General features: G+C 37.7%; 14 protein-coding genes and 1 tRNA gene. 9 read left to right on the top strand and 6 right to left on the bottom strand.

Annotation, left to right across the window (positions count from 1 at the left end; translation table 11 throughout):
* Positions 1-34: 34 nt before the first annotated feature.
* The 5 genes from AC6CH7_RS25260 to rodA all read left to right on the top strand — a co-directional run bounded on the left by AC6CH7_RS25260 (position 35) and on the right by rodA (position 5,652).
* Positions 35-1,057 carry a rod shape-determining protein gene (locus tag AC6CH7_RS25260; RefSeq protein ID WP_048907325.1) on the top strand — a complete coding sequence of 341 codons (1,023 nt, stop codon included), beginning with the start codon at positions 35-37 and terminating at the stop codon, positions 1,055-1,057.
* Between the two features lie 43 nt (positions 1,058-1,100).
* Positions 1,101-1,940 (top strand): rod shape-determining protein MreC, encoded by an 840-nt coding sequence (gene mreC / locus AC6CH7_RS25255; RefSeq protein WP_498265356.1) that lies wholly within the window; start codon positions 1,101-1,103, stop codon positions 1,938-1,940.
* An 82-nt stretch (positions 1,941-2,022) separates the two neighbouring features.
* Complete coding sequence (locus tag AC6CH7_RS25250; protein ID WP_317044320.1) at positions 2,023-2,445, top strand: rod shape-determining protein MreD; 423 nt, start codon at positions 2,023-2,025, stop codon at positions 2,443-2,445.
* Positions 2,445-4,391, top strand: a complete 1,947-nt coding sequence (gene mrdA / locus AC6CH7_RS25245) for a penicillin-binding protein 2 (protein WP_498265355.1) — start codon at positions 2,445-2,447, stop codon at positions 4,389-4,391. The genes AC6CH7_RS25250 and mrdA overlap by 1 nt, the downstream gene beginning before the upstream one ends.
* Positions 4,384-5,652, top strand: coding sequence for a rod shape-determining protein RodA (gene rodA / locus AC6CH7_RS25240; RefSeq protein ID WP_498265354.1), 1,269 nt, complete (start codon positions 4,384-4,386; stop codon positions 5,650-5,652). Before mrdA ends, rodA begins: the two co-directional genes overlap by 8 nt.
* A gap of 2 nt (positions 5,653-5,654) precedes the next feature.
* On the opposite strand, the gene AC6CH7_RS25235 is transcribed toward rodA, so the two are convergent.
* Positions 5,655-6,581, bottom strand: a complete 927-nt coding sequence (locus tag AC6CH7_RS25235; RefSeq protein ID WP_498265353.1) for a DUF8457 domain-containing protein — start codon at positions 6,579-6,581, stop codon at positions 5,655-5,657.
* Positions 6,582-6,679: 98 nt separating this feature from the next.
* Here AC6CH7_RS25235 and AC6CH7_RS25230 point away from each other — a divergent pair, with 98 nt between their 5' ends.
* Positions 6,680-7,273: a thymidine kinase gene (locus tag AC6CH7_RS25230; RefSeq protein ID WP_498265352.1), complete on the top strand. Its 594-nt coding sequence runs from the start codon at positions 6,680-6,682 to the stop codon at positions 7,271-7,273.
* A gap of 230 nt (positions 7,274-7,503) precedes the next feature.
* On the opposite strand, the gene AC6CH7_RS25225 is transcribed toward AC6CH7_RS25230, so the two are convergent.
* From AC6CH7_RS25225 to AC6CH7_RS25205, 5 genes are all read right to left on the bottom strand, one after another.
* Entirely contained in the window at positions 7,504-8,034 is a 531-nt protein-coding gene (locus AC6CH7_RS25225) for a ferritin (protein ID WP_498265351.1), read from the bottom strand.
* 101 nt (positions 8,035-8,135) lie between these two features.
* Complete coding sequence (locus AC6CH7_RS25220; protein ID WP_498265350.1) at positions 8,136-8,501, bottom strand: hypothetical protein; 366 nt, start codon at positions 8,499-8,501, stop codon at positions 8,136-8,138.
* 378 nt (positions 8,502-8,879) lie between these two features.
* The gene (locus AC6CH7_RS25215; protein WP_498265349.1) at positions 8,880-10,295 is read right to left on the bottom strand and encodes a SusD/RagB family nutrient-binding outer membrane lipoprotein; all 1,416 of its coding nucleotides are present in this window, start codon (positions 10,293-10,295) and stop codon (positions 8,880-8,882) included.
* Between the two features lie 11 nt (positions 10,296-10,306).
* Positions 10,307-13,555, bottom strand: coding sequence for a SusC/RagA family TonB-linked outer membrane protein (locus AC6CH7_RS25210; RefSeq protein ID WP_498265348.1), 3,249 nt, complete (start codon positions 13,553-13,555; stop codon positions 10,307-10,309).
* 136 nt (positions 13,556-13,691) lie between these two features.
* Positions 13,692-16,028: a glycoside hydrolase family 95 protein gene (locus AC6CH7_RS25205; protein WP_498265347.1), complete on the bottom strand. Its 2,337-nt coding sequence runs from the start codon at positions 16,026-16,028 to the stop codon at positions 13,692-13,694.
* Between the two features lie 326 nt (positions 16,029-16,354).
* Here AC6CH7_RS25205 and AC6CH7_RS25200 point away from each other — a divergent pair, with 326 nt between their 5' ends.
* The 3 genes from AC6CH7_RS25200 to AC6CH7_RS25190 all read left to right on the top strand — a co-directional run.
* Positions 16,355-17,257 (top strand): AraC family transcriptional regulator, encoded by a 903-nt coding sequence (locus tag AC6CH7_RS25200; protein WP_498265346.1) that lies wholly within the window; start codon positions 16,355-16,357, stop codon positions 17,255-17,257.
* A gap of 124 nt (positions 17,258-17,381) precedes the next feature.
* A tRNA-Phe gene (locus tag AC6CH7_RS25195) sits at positions 17,382-17,454 on the top strand.
* Positions 17,455-17,639: 185 nt separating this feature from the next.
* Positions 17,640-18,324, top strand: a 685-nt coding sequence (locus AC6CH7_RS25190) for a phage integrase SAM-like domain-containing protein (RefSeq protein WP_498265345.1), incomplete at its 3' end; no start/stop codon positions are given.

Raw genomic sequence — 18,324 nt, 5'->3', positions numbered from 1 at the left:
ACAGAATTTTTAATACTTAAATTATCACCTATAAATGGGTCTATTTAATTGGTTTACACAAGAAGTTGCTATCGATTTAGGTACAGCAAACACCTTGATTATACATAATGACAAAGTAGTAGTTGATGAACCTTCAATTGTTGCTTTTGACAGACAAACAAATAAAATTATAGCAATTGGCAGACAGGCCATGCAAATGGAGGGTAAAACCCACGATAATATCAGAACAGTAAGACCACTTAAAGACGGTGTTATTGCTGATTTCAATGCTGCTGAAGCCATGATCAAAGGTATGATCCGCATGTTAAATGGCGGTAAAGGCTGGATGTTTCCTTCGTTAAGAATGGTAATTTGTATTCCCTCTGGTATTACTGAAGTTGAAAAACGTGCAGTAAGAGACTCTGCTGAAATTGCAGGTGCTAAAGAGGTTTACCTGATTCATGAGCCTATGGCTGCTGCTGTGGGTATCGGTATCGACGTGGAAGAACCAATGGGTAACATGATCATTGATATAGGCGGTGGTACAACTGAGATCGCGGTAATCGCTTTATCAGGCATTGTGTGCGATCAGTCTATCCGCGTTGCGGGCGATAACTTTGACTCTGATATTGTAAATTACATCCGTCGCCAGCACAACATTATGATTGGTGATCGTACTGCTGAAAAAATCAAAATTGAAGTTGGTGCTGCATTACCTGAACTGCAGGATCCACCGGCTGATTTTGCTGTACAAGGAAGAGATTTGATGACTGGTGTTCCTAAACAGATCACTGTGTCTTATACAGAAATTGCACATTGTTTAGATAAATCAATTTCAAAAATTGAAGAGGCTATCCTTAAAGCTTTAGAGATTACTCCACCTGAGCTTTCTGCTGATATTTACCAAACAGGTATTTACTTAACAGGTGGTGGTGCATTGCTTCGTGGTTTAGATAAACGCGTAGCTGCTAAAACGAAATTGCCGGTTCACGTTGCAGAAGATCCTCTTCGTGCGGTAGTACGTGGTACAGGTATCGCCTTAAAAAACATTGGCGGTTTCAAATTTTTAATGCAATAATTAAATGAAGATAAACTAAGGGCTTCCCTCTTATATTTAGAATATGCGTAACCTTTGGATTTTTATAAGCAGATATAACGCATTTTTCTTCTTCATCATTTTCTTTACTATTGGGGTTGTTCTTACTGTGAGAAACAACTCCTACCAGCGTAGTGTAACCATTAACTCAACAAATAAAGTTGTTGGTGATGTTTACAACAATCTTAATGTATTAAAAAAATACATTAACCTAGGTTCTGTAAATGATAGCCTGGCAGTAGAGAATGCGAAACTGAAGACGGAGATACTTGCCCTTAAAAATATAGACACGGCTGAAGATGTTGTAGTAAAAGACACGGCCGGAGTACCTCAATACACTTATCTTTCGGCCAGAGTTATTAAAAACTCCATTACAAACCGAAATAACTTTATCACTATTAACCGTGGTAAAGCCGACGGGATGGAAACCAACATGCCTGTTATTTCACCAGGAAGAGGTGTTGTGGGCTTTGTACAGGATGTTTCTGATCATTTGGCAACGGTAAGATCTTTATTGCATAAGGATACGCACATCAGTGTAAGCCTTAAAAGAAACAATGCTGTAGGCTCATTAGTATGGGGTGATAGGAACTCTGATTACAGAAAGGCCTACATTAAAGGAATTCCTAATCATTTTAAAATTAATCTAAAGGATACTGTGGTTACATCAGGGTTCTCATCTTTTCCGTCGGGCATTCCTGTGGGTATAGTTAGTAATCCAGGTATCTCTACCGGAGATAACTTCATGACTATTGAAATTAATCTCTTTAATGATTTTAGTACCTTACAATATGTTTACGTCGTAAAAGATAAACTAGCAAAGGAACAAACAGAATTAGAAGCGAAATTACCCAATGAGCAGTAGATTAGTATTAACAAACATAGTCAGGTGGTTTATACTACTTTTATTTCAAATCCTTTTGCTAAGGAATTTGAGTTTCTACAATATGGCAACTCCTTTTGTTTACATATTATTTCTGCTTTTGCTTCCATTTGGGATTCCGAACCTGTTGCTTTATTTAATCGCTTTTATTACTGGCTTAACCCTTGATGCTTTTTATGATACATTAGGTGTGCATACCGCAGCTTGTGTAACTTTAGTATTTGTAAGAATACTGTTCATTTCCGTAACGGTAAGCAGAGATGGCTTTGACGAACCAGAACCTACTTTGGGAAATATGGGTATTAAATGGTTTCTGCTATATGCCTTTTTATGCACCTTTGCACATCATATTGTGTTGTTCTTTTTAGAAACATTTAGATTAACGGAATTTTCATATACGTTACTGAAGTGCCTTTTAAGCGGAATTTTTACGCTGTTTCTTGTTACCTTAATCGAGTTTATATTTTATAATAGAAAGGTACGCTAATGGATAATCTGTTTAACAGAAAATATATTGTACAAGGATTGTTCATTGTTGTTTCATTGATATTATTAGGTACACTTTTTTATATACAGGTATTTAGCGACAAATATTTCCTTTCTGCAGAAAGTAATGTACTGCGCAAGCTCTACACTTTCCCCGCCCGTGGGGTTATTTTGGATAGAAACGAAAAGATTCTTGTACAGAATGAACCGGTATATGATTTAATGGTTATACCTAACGACGTAAAGGAATTTGACACGCTTGCCCTTTGTGAAATTATTGGTATCGATACCGTAAAATTCCGAAAGAACTTCAAGAAAGCTTTAAATCAATCCAGATACCAACCAAGCATATTTGAAAAACAACTTTCTGTAAGTATTTATCAGACTTTATCAGAAAAACTCTATCGTTTCCCTGGTTTTTTTGTGCAAAGCAGAACGATAAGACAATATCCCGATAGCATAGCGGGTCACTTTTTAGGATATATAAAAGAAGTAAGCCCTACTGATATTGAAAGATCTGAAGGTTACTACAGACCCGGAGATTACATCGGAAAAACCGGTGTAGAGAAAGCTTATGAAACTGCGCTAAGAGGCGAAAGAGGCGTTGTAAATATGCTTTATGATGTACATAACGTACCGAAAGGTAGTTATGCTGAGGGAAAATTCGATACTTCGGCGGTATCTGGGGAACAATTGATATCCTCTCTTGATGTAGGAATTCAGAAACTAGGTGAAGAATTATTGAAAAATAAGGTAGGGAGTATAGTAGCAATAGAGCCTTCTACTGGCGAGATCCTGGCTTTTGTAAGTAGTCCGGGCTATGATCCAAATTTAATGGTTGGTCGCCAACAGGGCAATAACTATATGGAGTTACTTAAAAATCCGAACCGGGTGCTTAATATTCGTCCCATCCAGGGTTATTATTCGCCAGGATCTTCTTTTAAACCTTTAGATGCACTAATTGGGCTGCAGGAAGGAGTTATTGATGAGAACACCACATTTAATTGTCCAGGCTATTTCCGTGTTGGAAACCACACTACTAAATGTGAGCATGTTGACGGAAATATCGCATTGCGAAGGGGTCTTGCCAGATCATGTAATACCTATGCATGTTATGTATTCCAGAAACTATTAACACAGAAAAAGTTTAACAGGAATCAGCAAGTAGCATATGATTACTGGCAAAAGAAAGTAAAGCTGTGGGGCCTTGGCGATACCCTTGGTATAGATTTGCCGGGAGAGCGTAAAGGAAGGCTATATGATGCCTCTTATTATTCAAAAAAATACAACAAGTCTTGGGGCTATTCAACTGTAATTTCATTGGCTATTGGGCAGGGTGAAATGGATGCGACCCCTTTACAGATGGCAAATATTATGGCCGCCATTGCTAATAAGGGATATTATATAAAACCTCACCTGGTTAAATCTATCGGAAAAGATCATGTCATTAAAAAGGAATATCTAAAGAAAAACTACGTTGGTGTTGATGCAGCACACTTCGGACCTGTAATTGATGGGATGCAGGAAGCAGTAAATTCGCCATGGGGCACTGCTTTGGCTTCGAGAATAGATGGAATTATAATGTGTGGAAAAACAGGTACCGTGCAAAATCCACGTGGCAAAAACCACTCCGTATTTATTGGCTTTGCCCCCAGAGATAATCCAAAAATTGCAATCGCCGTTATTGTAGAAAATGCTGGATATGGGGGTACGTATGCAGCACCAATTGCAAGTTATATTACAGAGAAGTATCTTAAAGATAGTATACCTCCAAACAGAAGAGGTGGAGTAGAATGGATGAAAAAGCAAGTTATTCTTCCTGCACTACCAAAACCGAAGGTGAAATCAAAGGCAGCTCTTATTGATTCTACTAAAAAAGCGGATTCGCTTAAAAAAAACATTAATGCTATTGAACCAAAAAAAGTGATAGATAAAAAAAATGACTAATCAGCAAAGCAACAGATTCTTCTTCAATGTAGATTGGATTACTATCCTAATTTACATTGCTTTGTGTGCGGTTGGTTACGTAAATATTTATGCTTCGGTACATAACACGACTGACACCTCTGTGTTTAATTTTGGCAGCAATTACGGAAAGCAATTAATCTACGTTATAGCAGGCTTGGTACTTGGCTTTTCAATTTTGTTATTGGATGCAAAATTCTTTAGCGTCTTCTCGCCCATTGTGTATGGTGTTACAGTCTTACTGCTCATTATTGTTTTGGTAGTGGGGAGGAATGTAGGAGGTAACCAGGCCTGGATATCTCTGGGAGGTGGTTTTCGACTTCAACCATCTGAATTCGCAAAATTTGGCACGGCTCTTTTGCTTGCAAGGTATATTAGCAGTTTCAGTCCTAAATTCAGAGATTTAAAATCTATAGCATTTGCAGGATTGATTATGGGGATTCCTCTTGTGCTTATTATGCTTCAGCCTGATGCTGGATCGGCTCTTGTATTTTTGGCTTTCATGTTCCCAATGTACAGAGAAGGTTTATCTGGTTACTTTTTACTGATCTTTTTAGGAATGATTGTGTTATTTGTAGCCGACTTCCTTGTACCATTAAAGGTATTAATCCCCACTATTCTTCTTATTGGGGGTTTCTTTGTTTATCAAAATAAGCGAAAACAGAAGGTTATGTTTTCTGCAATTCTTGTAACAATAATTGCAATTGCTTATTTATTTGTGGTAAAACTAGCCTACGAAAAGGTTTTAAAACAGCATCAGCGCACAAGGATAGAGCTGATATTAGGATTAAAGATAGACCCAAAGGGTGTTGGTTATAATGTGATACAATCTAAAATAGCCATCGGTTCTGGTCAACTTACAGGCCGTGGGTTTTTACAGGGAACTCAAACTAAATATGGATATGTTCCTGCTCAGAGTACTGATTTTATTTTCTCTACAATTGGAGAAGAATGGGGCTTTGCAGGTTGCTTTGTAGTAATCGGACTATTCCTATTTCTGTTACTTCGTTTAATTAACCTAGCCGAACGACAGCGATCTACATTCTCCAGAGTATACGGGTATTGTGTTGCAAGTATCCTGTTCTTTCACGTATTTATAAATATTGGTATGGCCATAGGCATTGTGCCTGTAATTGGTATACCCTTACCCTTTATCAGTTATGGAGGATCATCGCTTTGGAGTTTTACAATATTGCTGTTTATATTCCTTAAGCTCGACTCAAATAGAATGGGCTTTATATAGGCCTATGAAAACCGTTGATTTAGCAATTCATAAAATTTATCTACAGTAGTCTGTTTTGAAGCCCAGTTGTTCTTCTCTGCATAGTTATTTTTCAGGAACGTATCAGCGGTTTTTAGATCTGGCATTTTATTGATCAGGTCTATAGCTTCGGAATAAGCCAGATTATAACCATTAAACAAATCCTTAATGTATAATAGTTTTTCGTTAAGGGTTATTCCTTTTTTAAGGTCTGTTATTGTTGGCTTGCTGCTATCCAAATTCAAATTAACAGAGCTATTATTGTTCTTGCCCGCCAAAATATCGTTTAGAGTAGGCCTAACATTACTTACAGGCTCTTGTTGTATTGGCTCTGGTGTAATCTCGTTTACAAAAACCTTAGCAGGTTCAGGGGCTTTAAAAGCAACGGGTTGCTGAATTGGTTCTGGCTCCTCGTCGATTGTTGCTTCTTCAATTCCACTAGTTACAAGAGAAGGCTCCTGAGTTACTTTCTCGGTCGGTTGCTCATCAGTTGTTTCCAACTGTGACTTGCTTTCCATTAACCTTTGCTTTTCGGCAATAATGCGCTCTTCTTCCTTACTTAAAGGTCGGTCAAAAATACTATCAACAGATTTTTCTTCAAAGTCAAATTTATCAGTTGATGGATTATCATTTAAGATAAATTCAAAAGATGGAGTATTATTCTGAATTAAAGACTCGTCCTTTTCTACAACTGCATCTAAACTATGTTCAGGAATTTCCTTTACAGGTTTATTGTTATTCAGTTTCTTTACAATTTGAACATGATCCGACAAAAAATTGGCATTTGCCATAAACAGTTCCAGCTCTAATTCATTAAGTTGCTCCGGATTATGAGCTAAAAACTCGTACTGATCTTGAAGTTCGTTTAGTATTTGTCCGATTTTTTTGAAAATATCACCTTGGTTCATCATAGTTTAATAACGGAAGAATTGACTTTTTATGTTGGTAACTTGCCATTCAAAAGTACTACAAAATTCTGATATTAGCAGGCTATAAGTACTACAATACGATGTTATTCAGCGAACAAAATTACAGACGAGGAGAGTTTTGCGGTAGCATAGAGGTAATTTGCGGCTCTATGTTTTCGGGTAAAACAGAAGAATTATTAAGGAGATTAAGGAGGGCCCAAATTGCTAAGCTGAATGTTGAAATCTTTAAACCTAAAACAGATACCAGGTATGACGAAAATGCTGTCGTATCTCATGATTTAAACTCAATTCAATCAACACCGGTTGAAACATCATCGGCAATACTACTTTTAGATGCTAACACTCAAGTAGTTGGCATTGATGAAGCTCAGTTTTTTGATGAGGACCTGCCCGACGTTTGCAACAAGCTTGCTCAAAAAGGCATAAGGGTTATTGTAGCGGGGTTAGATATGGATTTTCTCGGCAAACCTTTTGGTCCGATTCCAGCATTAATGGCTATTGCAGAATTGGTAACAAAAGTAAATGCAGTTTGTGTTCGTTGTGGCAGTCCTGCCATGTACTCTTTCCGTAAAGTAGCCAGCGAATCCAAAATATTATTAGGAGAGAAAGAGAGTTATGAGCCTCGTTGCAGGCGCTGCTATCATTTAGCCGACGATAATATTATCCTGAATTAAAAAAACATGAGATCAAGCCAAAACTAAGCCAGAGGACAATTTTTACATCGTTTCCCTCTGAGGTATTTCTCACAGCAGTCTTTTTTCTTTTTATCCTTTTTTTCCTGCTTTGAGTGTTTGCTCTTTTTATGTTTCTTTGACATGGCCTATATTATCAATAAACAAAAAAAGGCACATACTGTTTCATCAGTATGTACCTTAAAATACCAGGGTAAACTGGCTAAATTAGATTAAGCCTCGCTTTCGTATTTAATCTGGCCAACGTGTTTGTCAATCTGCCATCTTCCAGTTCCTTCTTCTCCGATTACATCAAACAATTCAAGCGCACGACGAGCTTTATATTCTTCTTCTCTTTGTTCTCTAAAGAACCAGTTTAAGAACTCAAGAGTCACATAATCCTGTTCTTTATGGCATCGAGCGGCTATGCTTTTAATAGATTGGGTTACACTAATCTCCTGATCCAAAGCTTCTTCAAAAACCTCGCGAAAAGAGTTATATTCAATTTTGATATTTGTGATATCAGGAGAAATTGCTGTACCGCCCATATCTAAAACATATTTATAGAATTTAAGTTGATGCATTCTCTCTTCTTCGGCTTGCTTGAAAAAGTAATCAGATGAAAAATCATATCCATTGCGATTACACCATGAAGCCATCGAAAGATAAATAGCTGATGAGTGGGCTTCTTTTTTTATTTGCTGGTTAATAAGTGTCTCTACATCTGATGAGAGTAAGCACTTTGCGCGAATGATATCTTTCATAATTACTATCGTTTTAATGATATTATAACATCAAAAATAATGCAATAAATTAAGAATAGATAATATTAGAGTAATATGGAAAGATTCTAATTCTAAGTTAATCAGGCAACTATACGATGCAAACGATCGAATATGATGTGATTAAGCTCCAACATTACAAATGTGCCCTGTAATAGCTCCTTTAAAGCAATAATTTCTAGAATGGAAAGTACATAGCAATGATCACAAGCGCAGATGAAAATGATTTCAAGATCCGGTGCTTTGGTACTATTTAAAAGTAGGTTTTCTATATCGATATGATAAACTGCTTTTTTAAGTTTAAGTAAGTTACGATAATCGAAACGGGCAAGTTTACCGGCAAAATCTATATACCAGCAGCTCTCACTGTCTGATTGGTAGATGGCACCTTTGTTAGTGTTAAATACTTCTGTAAAATTGGTTGAAGGTAGTATTACTAAATCCTGCATGTTCACATTTAAACTCTTGATATTGCAAAGGTTACTATTATTTAGAATTAATCCAAATCGTTTGGTGATTTATTTTAAAAAACATTAAATGATCGTCATTCAGAGAGCCTGGCATTAAAAGAAATACAGGTCGTCCGCTTCGGACGATGCCAATAAAAAATAACAATTACCTATAATTAGAACAACGATTGCATTGAGCAGATAGGGCGTTAAAGAGATGAAACCATCATAAGCAGACTTTTTAAAGTACTACTTACGATGGTTTCTTATTCAGGTTTGGCTTGTGTCTCGGTTAATTCAAAGAACGGATGAATTCCTTATAAAAAGATTTACATAATTGTCTAAATATTAAGCGATTTTGACATAACCCGCTAACTATTAAGGTTTATCCCACCATAACCGTCCATTTAAATCGTCGGCACCATTAAATTGGCGCTGAACGGCTTCAGAATAATGCGCCTGGTTATTGGATGCTTCTTCTGTTGGATAGGCCTGCCTTCTTGGAATTGCTTTAGTGGGATTACCCACAGGCGAACTCAGTTCAGGATAACCAGTCCTCCTCCACTCAGCCCATGCTTCAAACCCGTTCATGAATAAATGAACCCAACGCTGGTAGGCGATCTGCTTAAGGCCATTTGCAGGATTGTATTGAATTTCAGCATGCGCTTTCATTTTTGCCAAACCACTAATATCGTCATTGTTCCATTGTCGAACAGACTGTTCAATTCCCATGTCGTAATTTGTTTTAGCTTCAACATCAGCCCCTGGAATCCAGTTCATTTTTGCAGCTTCAGCTTTGGCAAAAAGAGCCTGAGCAAAAGTAACCAGGTAAACCGGGGCATCCTGTTTACGAATGGTTAAGCCCAGTAACGAGGGGTCTTTTTTATCAACGCCCTCCACAAGTCCAAACTCCAATCCTGTATAATCTCCAGTTTTATTAGCATCTCCATAAACCTTGAGTCTTGGGTCGTCAAGCGGTTTTATATAATCTACCAATGGTTTACTCAAAGCCCACCATTTACGATTTTGATTTGAAACCTGATCATACCAATAATTTTCGTTCGCTGCGTTTGCCAAATGTTTATAAATAAGGTTATCTTCATTTGATTCCATAATCCCTCCTGTCAAAGCCTTATTGAATTCCACTTTTCCTGTATTCGGATCTATCTTTGAAAGTCTGAGTGCCATTAATAAGTGAATAGTATTACCCAGCTTTTTCCATTGCTCCATGTTTCCATTGTAGACAATATCATTTGAGATGTCACCTGCAACAATTTGTGAATTTGCTTCATCGAGTAACTTAAAGAGGCTACTATAAATTGATTGTTGCGTATCATAAGCGGGAGTATAATTATCTTTCCCCTGTAACGCTTCACTAAATGGAACATCTCCCCATCTATCTGTTATGTGCCAGAAAAAATAAGCTTTTAAGATCTTTGCAACCGCAAGCTGATTACTTACAGGGCCTTCTGATGGCACTAAGGATGGAGAAGTTAAAACAGATTCCAAATTCTGCAAGGGGCCTGTATATAAAGTATAAAAACTGAAGTTAACATTATTATAAAGAGATAGGTCCGGATATAGTGCTTCTGACAGAAATTGAGCATAATACTCTCCCTGAGGAGATGAACTCAAAGTAGACAAACTAAGTTCTGAGTTTGCTATTAATTGGGTTCCAGACGCAACAGTTGGATTATTTGTATTTCTGTTTATCGATTCGTCGAATTTATTACAACCAGAAAACAAGAACAGGGTTGCCGTTATGAATAATACTGATTTATTTATCTTTTTCATGACTACCTATGTTAAAAGTTAATATTCAAATTAAGCCCATATGAACGAACGGTATTCAACCCTCCCGTTTCAAGCCAGCTAATGGATGAGCTTCCGCTTGACAATTCTGAAGGATCCAGTCCTTTTGGTGCTTTTTGCCAAATCATAACAGGGTTACGGGCAATAAAGGCAAGCTTGAGTGATTGGAAGGGGAGTTTAGAGAACGACTTTTTATCGAACGTGTACCCTACGCTTAGCTCTCTTAACTTGACATATGAGGCATCATATAAATACTCTTCATAAACATTAGTACCTAGTGTATTTCTGTAATATGCCCTTGCCTCGACATAAGGACTGGCCTCCTGTCCACTAACATCAGCACCATTTATTACAGTGCCTGGAGCATAAACGCCATTAATCTTTATCCCCCCACCTTCAGCTACGGCATCTCGAATGTTATGTCCCCTGTCGTTCATAGCAGCGGTTTCTTCTGCTTGTCCTGATTTTTGAGCAAGCATTTTGGACCAACTAAAGAATCGGCCTCCTTTTTGAAAATCAATCATTACCCCTATATTAAACTTCCAGAGGTTAAATGTATTTAAGAATCCGCCGGTATATTGGGGCAATACTGTTCCAAAATTATGAGTAGCAGGCGTGTAAAGCGGCATATTATTGGCTCCTAGCAGGATTTTACCTGTTGCAGGATCACGCTGGTAGGCCTGCCCAATAAGGCTTCCGTACGATCCGAGTTCATAAGAATTAAGAAACACTGATTTGCCCGCATAGGTATTCGAACTAATTGGATAAACCTTTGAGTTCGTGCCCAATTTTTTTATCAGATTTTTACTGTGTGCGAAATTAAAAGCTGCATCCCATGAGAAGTTTTCAGATCTAACCGGCGAACCATTTAGTGTAAGTTCAACCCCTTTATTTTCTATAACCCCTGCATTAATTATAGTAGTGTTATATCCGGTTGTACCTGATACTTTTAGATCAATAATCTGGTTTTTATTTTCTTGTTTGTAAAGAGTAAAGTCAACACCGAAACGATTATTCAAAAACTTCAAATCAAGACCAGCTTCGTAGGAATGCGCAAATGATGGCTGTAAATCTGGATTTTTAATATCATCGGGAACATAAATAGTATTTATAGTTCCTAAAGGCCCATCATAGATACCCCCAATTCCATATACAAATGATGTTCTATAAGGATTAACATTTGATCCGGCTATTGCGTAGCTAAGTCTCACTTTTCCGTATGAAAGTGGCTTCCATTTTAACAATTCGCCAAAAACAATGCTACCCGAAACCGATGGATAGTAGTAAGAGTTATTCTTTTCAGGTAAGGTGGATGTATTATCGTTTCTAATTGACGCATCTAAATAATAGATGTTTTTATATCCAAAAGACGCCATTGCATATAAGCTTCGTATTTGTTGCCTAAGCAGGTAAGATGTAACGGTAGGACGGTCCTTTGAGGCTGCAATATTATAAAAATCGGGACTAATTAATCCACCTTCGGTTTTTTCGAGTAAGTAGTTATACTTGCGGGTATAAATATTAGAACCAACATTGGCGGCTAATGAAAAGTCGTTCCAGGTCTTAGTATACTGACCAAGAAATTCGTAATTCATTTCTTTGTTTTGGTATTTGCCAGTAGAGAATGAACTTAAATAACGTCCTCCTACTGCAGACCGTTCCTCTATATTCTGAATATAGCTATCAGTCCTGACAAAGCCACTTAATTTCAATTCCGGCAAGACCTGATAGGTTAAGCCAATATCGCCAAATATGCGATCCCTATCATCATTATTTAAATTCTCGTTCGCTTCAAAATATGGGTTATTCCAATACAAAGGCTGGAAGCTGTCTAATGAACCATCTGAATTAGGCACATCCAAATTCCAATGCAAAAACGTGCCGTCAGCGTATTTATAGTCCTTCAAACGTTTCATATCTACATTCCTCTGAAACCATTGCACAAAGTTTCTTGAGCCTCCGTCATATCCTTGTGCAGGCCGTTGACCTTTATTACCTGCATAATTTATATTTGCAGATGCAGTTAGCTTAGGGGTTAGGTCAAGGGAAGCATTTAAGCCAAGATTATTTCTTCTAAGCCAGGTATTTGGTTCAATTCCATTTATATTTCCGTTGGTATAACTCAGCCTGAATGTAGAATTTTCGCCACCTCCGGAAACAGATATACTATTCACCGCATTGTTTCCTGTCTCGAAAAAATCCTTAATATTATTCGGATGGGGGACAAATGGAGTTTCTTGTCCGTAGGTAGGATCCTGTGGATAGAAACTAAATACTTGCCTAACAGGAGTGCCATCCATTTTAGGGCCCCAGCTCTCATCATAGTCCATCTGAACATATTTCTGGCCATTATCAAGGGTATTCCAGGTCTGTTTAGAGCCTGCTCCATATAAATTTTGCATCGGCATCAGATTCCCTACCTTTTCAATTGAAAATGCAGAACTAAATTGAACATCAACTTTTTTAGGCCCTTTTGCTCCCTTTTTTGTAGTGATCATTATAACTCCATATTGCCCGCGTAATCCATAAAGTGCTGATGCAGCCGGCCCTTTTAATACGTTCACAGATTCTATATCGTCAGGATTTATATCCTGAGCAACGTTTCCGTAATCGGCACCGGTATAACTCCCGTCACTACCCGAAGCACCTCCACCACCATTAGAGAAATTACTGTTGGATATTGGCGTTCCGTCAACCACTATTAAGGGTTGATCTGAACCTGCAAGGGAATTAACGCCACGGATTTTAATCTTTTGGGTACCTCCCATACTGGCTCCAGATGAACCCACAACTTGCACCCCTGCAATTTTACCAGCTAGAGAACCAATTACATTCTGTTCTTTGGTAAGCGTTAGGTTATCACCTTTTACCTCCTGAGTGGAGTAGCCCAGAGAGCGCTCACTTCGTTTAATACCAAGGGCTGTTACTACCACTTCTGATAATGATTCAGAATCTTGCATCAATGCGATATTGATTTCAGTTCGGCCATCAATGACTACCTCCTGACTAATAAACCCAAGATATTTTACAACAAGTGTTGTCGCATTTGCCGGGACTGAAATACTATAAGACCCGTTGGGTTGGGTTGAGGTGCCAGTTGAAGCGCCTTTAACGAGCACACTTGCGCCCGGAATTCCTGTTCCATTACTTGCATCCGTTACCTTGCCCCTGATAACTTGCTGGGCAAAACTATAAAATGCGAGAAAAAAGAAACAGGAAAAAATTAGGAAAAATTTCTTCATGTCGGTTAGTTTTTAGGTTTGTTAGAGAAAAATACTAAAAAAATGAAGAAAATACGACTAACCCGTTCAATTCAGCTCAAAACAGGGTTAGCTTCTATGAAAATACAGCACTAATTGCCGGGAGCTATCAACTTTATTACAATCTTGAAGCCATTATCTCACTGACCTTTCCATTTGCCTTAACTTTTACCTTCTTTGGATTGCTTGAACGAATGTGATAGCTGATAATTTCGCCATCTTTCCAACTCATATCCACTGTAAAATTTCCTCTTGCTCTTAAACCTTTAATCGATCCGTAAGCCTTCCATGCATCAGGTACAGCAGGCAAAAGATCAATAAAGCCGTCATGACTTTGTATTAGCATTTCTGCGATTCCTGCCGTTGCACCAAAGTTTCCATCAATTTGAAATGGAGGACCTGCCGAAAGCATATTAGGATAAACACCACCACCTGCACCATAGTTGATATCAGTTCTCAAGGTGGGTTTTAAAATCTCTTTAAATAGCTTAAATGCACGGTTCCCATCATGTAACCTTGCCCAGAACAATAGTTTATAAGCAATGGTCCAGCTAGGTCCATCATCACCTCTTACTTCAAGTGTTTTTTTTGCGGCCTCAGCAAGATCCGGTGTTGAAAGAGGTGTAATTAAAGACGCTGGGTATAAACCATATAAATGCGATATATGGCGGTGCTGTAAGTCTGTTTCTTTATAATCTTCTATCCATTCCTGAATTCTTCCATCTTTACTGATCACTCCCGCCGGAGGAACGGATTTCAGTTTTTCCTGCAGTTCGTTTCTAAACTCTGCATCTACATTTAAAAGCTTTGAGGCTATGATCACATTGGTAAACAATTCTCTTACAATCTGATTATCAATGGTAGGTCCCATGGATATACTTGCCGTTTTACCATTTGGAAGGTAGAAAGTGTTTTCTGGCGACACAGATGGCGAGGTTACTGACCAACCTGTTTTTGGGTCTTTTATCAATACGCTTTTATAGAACTTCGCAGAGCCTTTTAAAACAGGATAAATGCTTTTTAAATAATTAATATCTTGACTAAAAGCATAATGATCCCACAAATTATTACACAACCAGCCTGATCCTGCATTTGTTGCTCCCCACGACGCGCTCTCTCCTGGTTCTGTAAAGCCCCATACATTGGTAATAACATGTGCAATCCATCCATCGGCATTGTAATATGCTTTTGCAGTTTTCTCGCCTGGTTTTACCAGGCTCTTAACCAATTCCGCCAATGGCAAATTCAATTCTGAAAGATTGGATACTTCAACCGGCCAATGGTTCATTTGCACATTCACATCTAAATGGTAATCGCCATTCCATGGTGTATTGATTTGATTTGCCCATAAGCCCTGAAGATTTGGGGGGAGCAAGCCTACTCTGGTGCTACTTATGCTTAAATATCTGCCAAACTGAAAAAATAAGGCAGGTAAAGATTTATCATCGGCAAAGTTCTTATAAAAAAGCTCCAATCTTTTGTTTGTTGGAAGCTTCGCAGATTTACCTTCTCCTAAATCAATGCTTGCTCTTTTAAACAGTTTGGTATAATTTGCGATATGTTTGTTTCTTTGGAGTTCATAAGGAGTTTTCAAAGCAGCAGACAACAATTGCTTTGTTTTCTCTTTAAAAACAAAGCCTTTAAAATCTGTTGCAGCAGAAACGTAAATGATCAGTTCTGTTGCATTTTTTACAACAAGAGCATTCTTATCTGCTGTAACTTTTCCTCCCTTTAACTTAGTGCTAACTCTAGCCTGATATTGCATCCCCTTCCCATCGGTCCCATTATCAAGTTGACCATACATTTGCAGTTCAGTCCCCTCGGTTCTTACTGCTGATTTTTCTGGTCGGCTAATCGATATTTTGCAATTTAACTTTCCAGGTTTATCAGCAGTTATTCTAATCACGTCAATGTCGCCACCAAAACTTGTGAAATACTCTCTTTTATAGTTTACGCCATTTACCTTATAACTACAGCTGGCAATCGCTTTATCCAGAGACAATTCTCTGTAATATGCTTCAGGAGCTATTTCATCAGGCTTTAGATTTCCGTAGCTAAAATTAATTTCAAGGTCTCCAAGCATCTGGTATTTACCCCATTTTGCACCTCCAGAACCTGGTCCTTTACAAACAAAATCTTTGTTCACAAGATCCTGGGCTTCATCATTTTTTCCTTGAAGTATCAACTCTCTTATCTTCGGCAAACTTTTGTAAGCCTCGTAATTATTAGCATCCTGAGAACCACCCGACCAAAGTGTAATGTCATTTAATACAATCTTCTCTTTCGATATCCCCCCATCTGGAGTCATGCCTAATCTTCCGTTACCAAGGGGTAAGGTTTCTTCCCACATTTGTGCAGGTTTATCGTACCATAGTTTTAATTGTTTTTGCTGCGCACTGATGTTTAAGATAGCAAGGGTTAATAAAAAAAATAGCGAAAATAGTTTTCTAGTCATTCGGTTTGTTATACTTGGTTGTTATGTGAAGGTAAAAATAGCTGACATTGATTTCGTTTAAAATGTACAAACTTTGAAAAAGAATGGATTAAACTATCTTATCCTCTACTGAAAAAAGTTACGGCATTAAACAAAAATAGGTGAAGTCCGCAAATAAAAAAATAGTGGAAACATTCATCTTCATGAACTATTCACTCACCAGCAGATTTTTCACACGCTAAGAATAGGTAAATAAAATAGCATTCCTGGATCATGAATGATTAATCCAATCAAATAGAGAAGCCAAATAAGAGGAATAATCCTTATACTTGTTAGATACACAGCGTATGAACGAGAAAAAAATACAGGATGGGTTTGAGGGAGAAAAGTACATCAGTATCCCGGCCTCAGCATGGAAAAGCGCAATTAAAGGTAATCCCATAATGAATCAGCTTTATGTTACCTATATAGGCTATTTTCCTAAAGCCGCCTACCATTACAGAGAGAGGCCTGAAGGCTGCAGCGATAATATACTGATCTATTGTACCAGAGGGAAAGGATGGTTCATCATTAACAACAAACGCTTAGATGTTGGGCCGAATGAGTTTATTATTGTACCCGCCACAAAAGTACCGATGAGCTATGGGGCAGATATAAATGATCCGTGGACAATTTATTGGGTACACTTTAGCGGAAAGGATATTGATTCTTTTAACAAGGGATTTAACATTAATCTTTATGATGGTGCACAACAAATTTTATTAAATGAAAAGGGCATTCAGATTTGGGAATCCATGTACCAAAATTTAGAACTTGGTTATAGTAAAGAAAATTTAACAAACACAAATCTATGCATGTATCATCTTCTGGCTACTTTTCTTTATCCCGACAAGCATAGTAACCTTAAAGTTCAGGACGAGAAGAATATGATTAAAGAAACTGTGGCGTACATGAAAGGCAATTTAAATAGGAAACTTACAGTTGAAGATCTTGCGAATAAAAACAATTTGTCTACTTCACATTTTTCAAAAATGTTTAAAAAGTCTACAGGTATGTCTCCAATGGATTATCTGATTCACCTAAAATTACAGAGGGCATGCGTACAGCTATACAATTCAGAGACCAAGGTAAAAGAGATAGCTGCTTCTCTTGGTTATGACGACCCTTTTCATTTTTCCCGATTGTTTAAAAAAAACATGCACATTTCCCCAAATCAGTATCGAACCAACAGAAGAAAAAAGCTTGGGTAGAGAATAATGAAAAAAAATAAACACACAGATAATCAACCACTAATACACCAAATTGAAATTATTTTAAAAAAAGATTTTGTCATCCAAAAAAAGACACTACATTTGCAATCCCAAACGGGAAGTAGGTACGGTAGCTCAGTCGGTAGAGCAATGGACTGAAAATCCATGTGTCGCCGGTTCGATCCCGGCCCATACCACAACTTAAAAAGCTCGATTTCATAACGGAATCGGGCTTTTTGCGTTTTAAACGCTATATTTGACCGACACTTCCATGTAAGTCTTTCAATAGGCTCATCTCAACTAAACAAGTTTTCTTGTTGAATTTGATTGAATTTGTGCTACATAGGTGCTACTAAAATTCAATCGCAAAAAATTATGCGAAATGGTAACAGTTTGCGGCGTGGTAATTCCCCACAACAAAAGGAAAGATGATACGTGGAACGTAAAAATCGAAGTAACACTAAACAGAAAAAGAGCGCACATTGACACGCAACATTACGTGGTCGGAAAACAGCTCAAAAAAGATTATTCCATCAAGGATCAATTTATCCTTGATGCGTTGTATCCAGTGCTCAAAATCTATAGAGATAAGATCTCTGCGCTAGGAGAAAAACTAGAACTTTATAACGCAAATACTTTGGCCGACTACCTTGATCAAAAGGAGATCAAAGCTGAAAACATCAATTTTATTGCATTTGGTTGGAGTGTGGTTGAGCTTGTCAAACTGAAAAAGCGTAAAGGAGCTATAGGTAATTTCAAAGCAGTTATGTACGGTTTACAGGATTTCTTTAAGTCAGATAACGCTCCTATTACCGAGATCACTTCAAAAATGCTTGTTAAATACGAACAGCATCTTAAGACACCGAGATTAATGTTTCGACCCGATCAATTCGGGAACCTGCGCTCTATACGCTCTAAAGGGGTAACTGAAGGAGGCCTTCATAATCACATGAGAGATTTGCGTACTCTCTTTAAAGACGCTGTGAAATTTTATAATGATATGGAGAAAGGTATAGAGATCATCAAACATTATCCTTTTGAAAAATATCCAAATCGCTTTCAAAAAT

This window comes from Pedobacter sp. GQ55 (assembly GCF_059758925.1).
Note: the sequence above shows the minus strand (reverse complement) of the source record. Positions and strands in the feature narration are given on the sequence as shown.

Coding starts and splice junctions, on each gene's coding strand:
- AC6CH7_RS25260 (WP_048907325.1), top strand. CDS start 35: ATGGGTCTATTTAATTGGTTTACACAAGAAGTTGCTATCGATTTAGGT.
- mreC (WP_498265356.1), top strand. CDS start 1,101: ATGCGTAACCTTTGGATTTTTATAAGCAGATATAACGCATTTTTCTTC.
- AC6CH7_RS25250 (WP_317044320.1), top strand. CDS start 2,023: ATGGCAACTCCTTTTGTTTACATATTATTTCTGCTTTTGCTTCCATTT.
- mrdA (WP_498265355.1), top strand. CDS start 2,445: ATGGATAATCTGTTTAACAGAAAATATATTGTACAAGGATTGTTCATT.
- rodA (WP_498265354.1), top strand. CDS start 4,384: ATGACTAATCAGCAAAGCAACAGATTCTTCTTCAATGTAGATTGGATT.
- AC6CH7_RS25235 (WP_498265353.1), bottom strand. CDS start 6,581: ATGATGAACCAAGGTGATATTTTCAAAAAAATCGGACAAATACTAAAC.
- AC6CH7_RS25230 (WP_498265352.1), top strand. CDS start 6,680: ATGTTATTCAGCGAACAAAATTACAGACGAGGAGAGTTTTGCGGTAGC.
- AC6CH7_RS25225 (WP_498265351.1), bottom strand. CDS start 8,034: ATGAAAGATATCATTCGCGCAAAGTGCTTACTCTCATCAGATGTAGAG.
- AC6CH7_RS25220 (WP_498265350.1), bottom strand. CDS start 8,501: ATGCAGGATTTAGTAATACTACCTTCAACCAATTTTACAGAAGTATTT.
- AC6CH7_RS25215 (WP_498265349.1), bottom strand. CDS start 10,295: ATGAAAAAGATAAATAAATCAGTATTATTCATAACGGCAACCCTGTTC.
- AC6CH7_RS25210 (WP_498265348.1), bottom strand. CDS start 13,555: ATGAAGAAATTTTTCCTAATTTTTTCCTGTTTCTTTTTTCTCGCATTT.
- AC6CH7_RS25205 (WP_498265347.1), bottom strand. CDS start 16,028: ATGACTAGAAAACTATTTTCGCTATTTTTTTTATTAACCCTTGCTATC.
- AC6CH7_RS25200 (WP_498265346.1), top strand. CDS start 16,355: ATGAACGAGAAAAAAATACAGGATGGGTTTGAGGGAGAAAAGTACATC.